Annotated in this window: 10 protein-coding genes; 7 read left to right on the top strand and 3 right to left on the bottom strand. The window is 62.3% G+C overall.

Annotated elements, in window-relative coordinates; all coding sequences use genetic code 11:
* Positions 1-1,024, top strand: a 1,024-nt coding sequence (locus AACR77_RS09880) for a cation:proton antiporter domain-containing protein (RefSeq protein ID WP_042881146.1), incomplete at its 5' end; no start/stop codon positions are given.
* A 98-nt stretch (positions 1,025-1,122) separates the two neighbouring features.
* Here AACR77_RS09880 and AACR77_RS09875 read toward each other — a convergent pair.
* Positions 1,123-2,424, bottom strand: coding sequence for a sigma-54-dependent transcriptional regulator (locus tag AACR77_RS09875; RefSeq protein WP_042881144.1), 1,302 nt, complete (start codon positions 2,422-2,424; stop codon positions 1,123-1,125).
* Positions 2,425-2,793: 369 nt separating this feature from the next.
* Between AACR77_RS09875 and AACR77_RS09870 the strand changes: the two genes are divergently transcribed.
* The 5 genes from AACR77_RS09870 (at position 2,794) to AACR77_RS09850 (ending at position 7,211) form a co-directional block, all read left to right on the top strand.
* A complete protein-coding gene (locus AACR77_RS09870) occupies positions 2,794-3,372 on the top strand; it encodes a hypothetical protein (RefSeq protein WP_231563199.1) in 579 nt (192 codons plus the stop codon).
* 187 nt (positions 3,373-3,559) lie between these two features.
* The gene (locus AACR77_RS09865) at positions 3,560-4,552 is read left to right on the top strand and encodes a hypothetical protein (RefSeq protein WP_052224799.1); all 993 of its coding nucleotides are present in this window, start codon (positions 3,560-3,562) and stop codon (positions 4,550-4,552) included.
* 52 nt (positions 4,553-4,604) lie between these two features.
* Complete coding sequence (locus AACR77_RS09860) at positions 4,605-5,282, top strand: C39 family peptidase (protein WP_039039335.1); 678 nt, start codon at positions 4,605-4,607, stop codon at positions 5,280-5,282.
* Positions 5,283-5,289: 7 nt separating this feature from the next.
* The gene (locus tag AACR77_RS09855) at positions 5,290-5,949 is read left to right on the top strand and encodes a hypothetical protein (RefSeq protein ID WP_042881141.1); all 660 of its coding nucleotides are present in this window, start codon (positions 5,290-5,292) and stop codon (positions 5,947-5,949) included.
* A gap of 62 nt (positions 5,950-6,011) precedes the next feature.
* Positions 6,012-7,211, top strand: coding sequence for a transporter (locus AACR77_RS09850; protein WP_041213311.1), 1,200 nt, complete (start codon positions 6,012-6,014; stop codon positions 7,209-7,211).
* An 89-nt stretch (positions 7,212-7,300) separates the two neighbouring features.
* On the opposite strand, the gene AACR77_RS09845 is transcribed toward AACR77_RS09850, so the two are convergent.
* Complete coding sequence (locus AACR77_RS09845) at positions 7,301-8,578, bottom strand: NAD(P)/FAD-dependent oxidoreductase (RefSeq protein ID WP_042881139.1); 1,278 nt, start codon at positions 8,576-8,578, stop codon at positions 7,301-7,303.
* A gap of 49 nt (positions 8,579-8,627) precedes the next feature.
* Positions 8,628-9,236, bottom strand: a complete 609-nt coding sequence (gene puuR, locus AACR77_RS09840) for an HTH-type transcriptional regulator PuuR (RefSeq protein WP_029314011.1) — start codon at positions 9,234-9,236, stop codon at positions 8,628-8,630.
* A gap of 309 nt (positions 9,237-9,545) precedes the next feature.
* Between puuR and AACR77_RS09835 the strand changes: the two genes are divergently transcribed.
* Positions 9,546-11,009, top strand: a complete 1,464-nt coding sequence (locus tag AACR77_RS09835; protein WP_010673552.1) for an NAD-dependent succinate-semialdehyde dehydrogenase — start codon at positions 9,546-9,548, stop codon at positions 11,007-11,009.
* Positions 11,010-11,264: the final 255 nt, after the last annotated feature.

Below are 11,264 nucleotides of genomic sequence, written 5' to 3'. Positions count from 1 at the left end.
GATGGTCATCGGCGGACGCCGCCTCATCCCCTGGCTGCTGGCCCGCACCGCCGCCACCGGCTCCCGCGAGCTGTTCACCCTGGCCGTCCTCTCCTGTTCCCTTGGCATCGCTTTTGGCGCCGTCAAGCTGTTTGGCGTCTCCTTTGCCCTCGGCGCCTTCTTCGCCGGCGTCGTGATGAACAGCTCCCATCTGAGCCACAAGGCGGCCAACGACACCCTGCCCCTGCAGGACGCCTTCGCCGTGCTCTTCTTCGTCTCCGTGGGCATGCTGTTCGACCCCGTCATCCTGCTGCGCGAGCCCCTGGCCGTGCTGGCCACCCTGTTCGTCATCGTGATCGGCAAATCGGTGGCCGCCTTCGCCATCGTGCGACTCTTTGGCCACAGCCAGCGCACGGCGCTGACCATCTCCGCCAGCCTGGCACAGGTGGGGGAGTTCTCCTTCATCCTGATGGGTCTCGGAGTCATGCTCGAGCTGGTCCCCGGAGTCGCCCGTGACCTGGTGCTGGTCGGCGCCTGTTTCTCCATCGTGCTCAATCCGCTGGTCTTCAACCAGGCGGAGCGCTGGCTGAGGCGCCATCCCGATCCACGCACCGATGGGTCACCTCACCTCTGCCCCTTGCAGGGCCATGTGGTGGTAGTGGGCGCCGACGAGATAGGCCAGCACCTCATCCGGCAGTTGCATGAACAAGGCAGGGAGATGGTGGTGATCGACACCGACGAGCGACTGCTGGCCCCCTGGCGCGCCATGGGGATCACCTGTCTGGCGGGCCATCCCATCCAGCAGGATCTGCTGACGGCGGCGCTGCCCAACGCCAGCTGGCTGCTGATCACCCTGGATGACAGCCTGCTGGCCGGTGAGATAGCCATCAGGGCGCAGGAATACGGCGCCCTGATGCGCATCGCCGCCTGTGCCCACCAGCACGAGGAGGTGCATCATCTGCGCGTGCGCGGCGTGCATCAGGTGGTCAAGAGCGAGGAGGAGGCTGCGCGGCGACTCTGTCACCTCGCCATGGAGATGGCCTGAAGCTCATCGGAAGTCACGAGTCCCGGCGACGGGACCAGACAAGAAGCCCGGGCCTGCTGCCCGGGCTTTTTGCATGACGGGGCGATACGGCCGTCCCCTCACAGCAGATCGTGCTTGTCCAGCAGGCGATAGAGGGTGGCCCGGGAGATATCGAGCGTGCGGGCCACCTCCTCGAGCTGATCGGGGAAGCGGGCCAACGTCCGTTGCAAGGCCTGACGCTCCGCCGCTTCGCGCACCGCCTTGAGCGAGCCGTCGAGCAGCAGGCTGTCCATGTTGGTCAGCTCCATGTCATCGGCTTCGATGAAGGGGCCGCTGCACATGACCGCCGCCCGCTGCACCCGGTTGCGCAGCTCCCTCACATTCCCCGGCCAGCCATAGGACTGCATGGCCTGGCGTGCCTTGCGGGTGAAGCTGAGCACCCGCCCGCCCCGCACTTCCGCCAGAATGTCATCGGCAAGGAGCTGGATGTCTTCCGCCCGCTCGCACAAGGCCGGGGTACGCAGGCGCACCACGTTGAGCCGGTAGTAGAGATCCATGCGAAAGCCGCCGCTGGCCACCGCCTGCTCCACATCGATATTGGTGGCCGCGATGATCCGCACATCCACACGACGCGACAGGTGGCTGCCCACCGCCTCTATGCACTGCTCCTGCAAGAAGCGCAGCAGGGTTGCCTGATCCTCCAGCGGCAGCTCCCCTATCTCGTCGAGAAACAGGGTGCCGCCATCGGCGGCCTCTATCTTGCCTATCTTGTGGTGCTGTGCCCCGGTGAAGGCCCCCTTGACGTGGCCGAACAGCTCGGACTGGATGAGCTGATGGGGCATGGCCCCGCAATTGACCGCCACGAAGGGGCTCTCCTCCCCGAACGTGCTGTAGTGCAGCTCCCGGGCCACCAGCTCCTTGCCCGTGCCGCTCGGTCCCGTCACCAGTACGGGCAGGCGGCAATGCTGCAACCGCACGATCTGGTCGCGCAACTGGCGGATGGGGGCGCTCTCCCCCTGGATGAAACGCAGCTGGGGTTGCAGTCGGGGGCGGTGTCGCCGGATGAGGCGCGCCATCCCCAGGGCATGTCCCAGGCTGTGGGAGAGCCTGTCTCTGTCCAGGGGAAAGGTGTGAAAATCATGAAAACAGGCTGCCAGCAAATTGCGAAGGGCTTCGCTGGCGAGACAGTCCCGCTGGATGAGGCCGATCCACAAGGCGCCGGAGTGCTGCGCAATCAGGTTGTAGAGGGCTTCGTGCTGCTGATGCTCGATCACCACCAGCACCAGGGGATAGTCCTTTTCCTGCAGTTTTTTCTCTGCCACCACCAGGGAGCTTGCCTGCTCCACCTGCCACTCGCCTTGTTCCAGCAGGCTTTCCAGCACGGTACATGAATTGATGAGTAACAATGCCGTTTCTGTCATAGGGAAAACTCCTTGTTATAGCCTCTGCACGAGAGAGTCTGACCATTGCTCTTTGAGGCTCACTCCTTCATCTGGACAGAGCATGACGTTCATCAAATGACGCCAACTCCAAGTAACCAGACGATGATAACTATAAACCATCCCGCATTTAGACTGATGACACCACAATAATGAGACAGCAAAATTAACGGTGAGAAACAATAAAGTCATTGATAAACAATATGTTGATGAATCATATAAAAGTTCATTATCAAAACTGAGACTTAAACACAAATAGCTCAAATACAAAAACAATATATATCAATAAGTTACTAACTGGCACATTCATTGCTCTCTCTAATAAGCCCTCCTGGCATATGGAGACAGAGCATGAAAACATATATTGCACTGGCAATTATTTCCCTTTCCGCATTCGCACAACAGTCGCAAGCAGAGAATCGTGTTGATCTCGGCTCGCAAGCGCTCAGCAATATTCGTGGCGCCATGGGTGTCAATATGGTTGCCGGTAATAACAACCAGCAGGGCAATCTTGCCGCCATCGCCATTTCGGGTCCGGCCGTCATTCAATTTGGCCAGCTGAATCAATCCACCACCAATCTGAACGGCAGCCAGAGCGTCGCCATCCTGGGCTCGGCCCTGAGCCAGAACCGGGGACTGGTCGGCATCAATCAGGGGGCGGGTGAGGGCAACCAGCAACTGAACGCCTTCGCCCTGTCCCTCGATGACAGCGGCCTGGGTGTCGTGACCGACATCAATCTCAGCTCCAGCGTCGCGAAGACCCCAGGGGGAAAGCCCCCCGCCAACACCACTACCAGCATCTATCTGGATGACACCGCCCTCACGGGCAGCAAGGGGGTCATTCAGGTGAACCAAGTCACGGGACAGGGAAACCAGTCAGTCAACATGGTTTCCCTGCCCCTGGCTGGCGCAGTAACGGCATCCCCATGATGCCGCAGGGATAGGAAGCCAGGCCCGGGGGTATCAGCCGATGGGCATATCTTCCGCTGAAAGTTCAATGGAGAGACTCATTATGCGTGGACTTATTTATAGCTCATTAGCCGCCGCGGTCATCATGGCCATGTCGGGCACTGCATCCGCCGATTACCGCGGTGACAGAGATGAGACAGGGGCAACCTTGACCAAGAAGGTCAAGGCAGAAGTCGATGTGGAATACGAAGGCAGGGTCAATGTCGGCGGCTACATCAACGTCAACAAACTCGGCATGGCCGTCGTGGACAACCAGCAATCCAGCTCCATGATCGGCACTGGTAATTCAAGAACAGAAAACACGAGCAAGATTGACGGCTCGTTCAAGGGTGCATCCGGTAACGTCGGCGCCAACGTCGCAGCCGGTGACTCCAACGTACAGGGCAACAGCGCTTCCCTGGCCGCCTATGACGAGGTCGATGCCGAGTTCATCATGGGTCGTGGTCAACAACAACATGGCGCCCCTGGCGGATCGTCGGATGCCGAGATCTTCTCCACCCAAAGCGCCAGCCAAAACTGGACTACCAACCACGGTCATCAGAACAAGGCCGGGATCGGCGATGGGGCATTCAAGGATGCCGCGGGCAACATAGGTGCCAACGTGACGTCTGGCTCGGGTAACGTTCAGGCCAACAACATGGCGGCCTCCGTGTCCACCGGCAACATGGCCGTGGCCACAGTGGCAAACAGCCAGAGCGTGTCCAAGAACATGACCGAGAACAAGAGCCTGAGCGCCACCAGAACCGTGGACTACAATCCCATCTTCCTCAAGCTCAAAGCCGAGGGTGAGTACGAAGGGACCAGCAAGCAGTCCAACGACGTCTATCCGGAAGTCTGGGTCGACGGGGATCACAATCCTGGAGCACAACGCCAGCTTGGTCACATCGACTTCGACAATGACAACAAGAAAAATCCTGGCAAGTTCGAGTTCGAGGAAGAGGGTGATATCAAGCTCAGTGGCTATGCAACTGGCTTCATTCCCGTGGTCAATACCTACACCAGCCGCGAAACCTTCAACCGGGCAACCATCGATGGCGGCGCCTTCAACGGTGCCGTGGGCAACATCGGGGTGAACGTCTCCTCGGGGACCAACAACCTGCAAGCGAACAATCTCTCGCTGGCCGCAGGGTTTGCCAAGTAAGTCGATGCGAGGGGGCCCAATGCCCCCTTTTTCCCTGACACTGGAGGTCTGAATGCGCTGGCTGTTGCTGTTGCTGTGCTGTCCTGCCGTTTGGGCAGGCTCGGTGCCACTGGGGGAGCATCTCCCGGCGCTGGGGGATCTCAACAAACCGGTACAGAGCATTCTGGAGCGCCGGTACGCCAACATCGAGCGCCAACATACGGATTTCAGTTGCGGGGCCGCCGCCGTCGCCACCATCTTGCGCTACGCCTACGGCCATGCAACCAATGAACGCTGGGTCATGGATGGCATGCTTGCCATGGCAGACCCGGAGCAGGTCAAGCACTACGGCTTCTCCATGCTCGACATGAAGCAGTACCTGCAAATGCTCGGCATGCGGGTCAGAGGGTATCGACTGGGCGATGAAAAACTGCGCCAGGTGAGGGTGCCCACCATCGTCCTGCTCAACATTCGCGGCTATCAGCACTTTGCCGTGCTGCGGGCCATCGATCGCCACGATCGCGTCTATCTGGCAGACCCGGCCCTCGGCAACCGGGTGATCACGTTCAAGGAGTTCAAGGAGAGCTGGAACGGCATCCTCCTCGCCGTCATCGGCGCGGGCTATCGTCCCGATGCCCCCCTTGCCAACCCCTCTCCCCCGCTCTCTGTCAGAGGCAAGGATGGGCTCTTCGCCCCGGTCAATGAAACATCCCTGCTGGAATTCGGTTTTCAGCACAAAGAGCTAATGTGAGGTCATCATGAATACCCGACCCGCCCTATGCCTCCTCTGCAGCCTGGGTGGCATCGCCTCTCCGCTGCTGGCAGCACCGGACCCGCTGGCCCATCTGTCAGACAACTTTGCGCCCGAACTGGCGGACGGGGAGCTGGCCCACCTGCGCGGCCGCTATGTCAGCAGCCATGGCATCAGCTACTTCGGCATCGAGTTCATCTCGTCACTGACCACGGCCCAGGCCCAGCAGACGGCGGCCATGAACCTGGCGCTGAGCATTGTGCAAAACAAACCCAAGCTGGATGTGCGCGTCAAGGATGAGGTCAAGCCCGCGGCCACGCCCACCAAGGAGGCCCAGGTGCAGGGGGCCGGGCTGGTGCAGGTCGTTCAACTGGAAGGGAGTGGCAACAGCTCGGTCAACCAGACCGGTATTGAACTGACCACCCCCACCATGACGGGACACCTGGTTCAGGCGGGCAGCTACGAGCACCAGGGCGATCTTGGTACCGCCACCTACCGGGTCTCGGGGAATTATGCCGGCTTGCAACTACACTCTTCCGACGGCCGGGTCCTGCTGGAGCAGAGCCTGCGCGGTACCGACTTCAGCCGGGGGCTGCTGCAGTTCAACAAGGTCAGAGGGGACGGTTTGCAGACGCTCAATCAGACCCGCATCTGGTTTTCGCGCTGAGCACCGGTGAGCCCGGGGGCTGAACCATCAGAAAGGATGATAAACAACAAGGACGTATCCCGATGAAACAGTCTCGCATGCTGCTGATTGCCCTCGCCCCCTTCGCCTGCTGGGGGGCCACGGCCGAGGAGGAGGCCCTGCAACAACAGCTGGATCTCCTGCGCCAGCAACTGATCCAGCAAAATCAGGCCCTTCATCAGCTCCAGGCCCGCCTGGAGGCCGTCAAGGCCGCCGGTGCCACGACGGCAACCGCCGGGGTCGGAGCCGGGGCCGCCGTCGCCTCCACCCAGCAGGACGCCTCACGGCGCACGCCGGAAGTCGGCCGCAGCACCGAAGACCTGATGATCGAACAGCACAATGTGTTCGACCGCGCCCTGACCGTCGATGTGGGCCTCTCCTACCAGCACTACAACCGCAAGGATCTCGCCCTGCGCGGCTTCCTCGCCCTGGACGCCATCTTCCTTGGCGAAATCAACCTGGATCGGGTGCGCTCCGATCAGTGGACGGCGGATGTCATCACCCGCTACACCCTCAACGATCGCTGGCAACTGGAGCTGGCCCTCCCCTACATGTTCCGCAACACCAACTACCAGAGCACCGGCAAGGAGAACTCCAGCCGCGACTTCGAGGAGCAGAGCGTCAGCGATGGCGGTCTGGGGGATCTCAGCCTCGCCATCTACTACAGGGTCATGGCCGAGAGCGAGGATTGGCCGGATCTGGTGTGGAACTTCCGGGCCAAGGCGCCGACCGGCAAGGATCCTTACGGCATCGAGATCAACACCTCGGAATCGGGCAACCTGGTGACCCCCAAGGAGCTCGCCACCGGCAACGGGCTCTGGCAGCTCTCCACCGGCTTCTCCCTGGTCAAGACCATGGATCCCGCCATCCTGTTTGCCAGCCTCAACTATGGTCACAGCCTCAAGCAGGACTTTGACGATATCTCCTACCAGCCCGGCAACCAGCCCGGCAGCATCCAGCTGGGGGACTGGTATGAATATGGCCTGGGGGTCGCATTCGCCCTCAACGAACGCTTCAGCCTCTCCTTCAACATCAACCAGCGCGTCACCATGGAGTCCGAGCAGGGGTCCGAAGGCTTTGCCATGGAGAAGGTCACCGGCTCCGATGCCAACGCCGCCAGCTTTGGCATGGGGTCGACCTGGGCCATCACCGACAACCTCTCCATGGCGGTCAACTGGTCTGCCGGGCTCACCACGGATGCACCGGACTACACCATCGGGATCCGCTTCCCCTACCGCTTCTAGCCCCGGCAGGTTGACGACAAAAAACGAGGGAGGCATAACGCCTCCCTCTTCTTGTTGCCGCCAGCCTGCCTGGCGGGCCATCGGTGACATCACACCCCCAGGCGATCGCGCAGGGTGTACCAGGCGGCGCCGGCGGCGGTGAAGGGGATGCGCAGCAGGCGGCCACCCGGGAAGGGGTAGTGCGGCAGCCTGGCGAACGCATCGAAGCGCTCCGCCTGACCGCTCAGCACCTCGGAGAGCAGCTTGCCCGCCAGATGGGTACAGGTGACGCCGTGGCCGCTGTAGCCCTGCATGTAGTAGATGTTGTGACCGATGCGGCCAAACTGCGGCAGGCGCGACAGGGTGAGCAGGAAGTTGCCGGTCCAGGTGTACTCCACCTTGACGTCGGCCAGCTGCGGGAAAGTCTTGAGCATCTTGGGGATGATCAGCCGCTCGATGTCCGCCGGATCCCGCGCCCCGTAGACCACGCCGCCGCCATAGATGAGCCGGTGATCGCCGGAGGTGCGGTAGTAGTCGAGCAGGTAGTTGCAATCCTCCAGACAGTAGTTCTGTGGCAAGAGTGAACGGGCCCGCTCCTCCCCCAGCACTTCGGTGGCGATCACCTGAGTGCCGCAAGGCATGCTCTTGCCGGCGAGCTCGGGCACCAGATTGCTGAGGTAGGCGTTGCCGGCCACCACGATAAAGCGTGCCTTCACCGCCCCCTTGGCGGTCTTGACCAACGCCGGCTGACCCGGCGTGATGCTGGTGACGGCGGACTGCTCGAAGATAAGCCCCCCCTGCATGCGGATCGCTTCCGCCTCCCCCAGCGCCAGATTGAGAGGGTGAATATGGCCGCCGCTCTTGTCCAGCAGGGCGCCGACGTAACGATCGCTCGCGACCACCTCGCGCACCCCCTTGGCATCGAGCAGCTCCAGCTGGTCGTTGCCCCACTTCTCCCAGCGCGCCTTCTGCGCCTTGAGCTCGTGCAGCTGTTTCTCGGTCTCGGCGGCAAAGACCCCGCCCTCCTGCAGATCGCACTGGATGTTGTAGCGCTTGATCCGCTCGCGGATGATCTGGCCCCCCTCAAACAGCATGGAGCCGAGCAGCCTGGCCTGATCCGGCGGGCAGTTCGCTTCGATGGTGTCGATGTCGCGGCTGTAGGAGTTGACGATCTGGCCGCCGTTGCGGCCGCTGGCGCCAAAGCCGACTCGCGCGGCCTCCAGCACCACCACCTTGTACCCCTTCTCCACCAGATGCAGCGCACTGGAGAGGCCGGTGTAGCCTGCGCCTATGACGCAGACGTCGCACTCCAACTGCTCGGTGAGCGTGGGATAGGGCGCGTGTTTGTTGGCACTGGCTGCGTAGTAACTCTTTACATGTTCGGTCATGATCCCTGTTTCCTTACCGGTTCGTTTCCAACACAACGGGTTGTTCACATTAAAAGCTGGCCGGGGTGTGGGCGCTGACGATGCGGCAGACCTGCCCCGAGGGATTGCTGAAACTGTGGGGCTCGCCGGTGTCGATGACATAGCTGTCCCCGGCGCACAGTTCATAGGTCTGGCCGGCCAGGGTCAGCAACACCGACCCTTCCAGCACGGTGCCCACCTCTTCCCCCTGATGCTTCACCACGCCGCCGGTGTCGGTGCCGGGGGCATAGGTCTCCAGCATGAAGCCGAGCTGGCGCCGATTGTTGCCGTTGTGCACCAGCTTCATGGAGACCCCCTGGCTGCCGAGCTCGATGAGCTGCTCCGCCTTGATCACCACGCTGGGCGTGCTCGCCACCTCCTCTTCGGCGAAGAAGCGCGACAACGGCAGCTCGTAGACGCTCAGCAGCTTTTGCAGGGAGGCCACCGAGGGGCTCACCTTGTTCTGCTCTATCATGCAGATGGCGCCGTGGGTCAGGCCGCTCAGCTCCGCCACCCGGCGCTGGGAGAGCCCGAGCTCCCTGCGGATCCGGGCAAGCCGCTCCCCCATGTTTCTCTCGTGCTCCGCCAGGGGGTTGTCAGTCATGGTCCGCCACCGGACCTCGCCACGGGATTGCTCCATCGCCCACCTCCTTCCATGGTCATTCGAATACCTGGGGCCGACTGGTCAATATAGTGAGTCAGGAACGTCAGCCCCGTTCACTATCCTGCACAACCCAGGGCGTTCATTATTTTGCACACCCTGCGCAATGAAAACCGCTACAATCGCGCTAACAGCCCCATTTCTAGCATGTGACGCCCCGTTCACTCAAATATATTTAACACTTGAAAAACATTTCGGCTCATTTTATGGTCGTTACGTGCTTATTATTCTATACGGCGGTGCCCACATAAACGCGCCACCCAGACCCACTATCGAGGCCCCTTACTTATGTCAGCATCACAACCTGCTCTCTCCCTGATCAAATCCCTGGCCTATGTCGACGGCCGCTGGTGCGAGTCCCTGGGCGGGCGCCGATTCGAGGTCCTGAACCCGGCCACCGGCCAGGTCATCACCCAGGTGCCCGACATGGACGGGGAGGATACCCGCCTCGCCATCGCGGCCGCCCACGCGGCGCAACCCGCCTGGGCGGCCCTCACCGCCAAGGAGCGCAGCAGCAAACTCTACGCCTGGTTCGAGCGCATCATGGCCAACCAGGAGGAGCTCGCCCGTATCATGACCTGCGAGCAGGGCAAGCCGCTGGCGGAAGCCAAAGGAGAGGTGGCCTACGGCGCCAGCTTCATCCAGTGGTTCGCTGAAGAGGGCAAGCGTGCCTATGGCCGCACCATCCCCGGCTTCTCCGCCGATCGGCGCCTGGCCACCATCAAGCAGCCGGTGGGGGTCGTGGCCGCCATCACCCCCTGGAACTTCCCCATCGCCATGATCACCCGCAAGGCGGGTCCGGCGCTGGCCGCCGGTTGTACCATCGTCATCAAGCCCGCCGCCGAAACGCCCCTCTGCGCCCTGGCGCTGGCGGTACTGGCGGAGCAGGCGGGCATTCCCGCCGGGGTCATCAACATCGTCACCTCCCATCAGGCGAGCGCGGTGGGCAACGAGCTGTGCAGCAACCCCGTGGTGCGCAAGCTCTCCTTCACCGGCTCCACCCGCATCGGCAAACTGCTGATGCGCCAGTGCGCCGACACCATGAAGCGCCTCTCCCTGGAGCTTGGCGGCAACGCCCCCTTCATCGTCTTTGACGACGCCGACCTCGACGCCGCCGTGGCCGGGGCCCTGGCGTCCAAATACCGCAACGCCGGCCAGACCTGCGTCTGCGCCAACCGCATCCTGGTGCAGGCCAGCGTCTATGACGCCTTCGCCGAGAAGCTCGCCGCCGCGGTCAAAGCCTTCAAGGTCGGGGACGGCATGGGCGAGGGCGTCCAGATCGGGCCCCTCATCAACCCGGCCGCCGCCAGCAAGGTGGCCGAGCTGGTGCAGCAATCGGTCGCCGCCGGTGCCCGGGTGCTGGTGGGGGGCGACGCCCACCCCGCCGGTCCCCTCTTCTATCACCCCACCATCCTGACCGGGGTCACCCGGGGCAACCCCATTCTGGACGAGGAGATCTTCGGGCCCGTCGCCCCCCTGGTGCGCTTCGAGACGGAAGCCGAGGCCATTGCGCTTGCCAACGACACCCCCTATGGCCTGGCCGCCTACTTCTATGGCCGCGACATCGCTCGGGTGTGGCGAGTGGCCGAGGGGCTCGAATACGGCATGGTGGGGATCAACGAGGGGATCATCTCCACCGAACTGGCCCCCTTTGGCGGGATCAAGGAGTCGGGACTGGGCCGGGAAGGGGCGGCCGAAGGGCTGGAGGAGTACCTGGAGACCAAATACCTCTGCTTTGGCGGCATTCGCTGAGGGAAATGAAAGGGCAATCGCATCGTTAAAACAGATGCGTTATGACACAGCCCATCGCTTTTACAGATAGAAAGAGGGGGCCGCCGGTCACGACCGAGCGCCTTGTGGGCCCTGAGGGCACGCCCGGGGCCCCCTTTTGCGAACAGGCCGCCCTGCCCGAGGGCAGTTGGCGGCACACATATGGCCAGATGGCACAGGAACAGCGGGGGCCCATGCCCCTCAGGGAGGAAAGATGAGTCATTCAAGCAACAACCA

It is taken from the genome of Aeromonas sp. ZOR0002 (assembly GCF_963866995.1).
GTDB classification, from domain to species: Bacteria; Pseudomonadota; Gammaproteobacteria; order Enterobacterales; family Aeromonadaceae; genus Aeromonas; species Aeromonas caviae.
The sequence above is the reverse complement of the archived record's forward strand: the minus strand, read 5'-3'. Positions and strand labels throughout refer to the sequence as shown.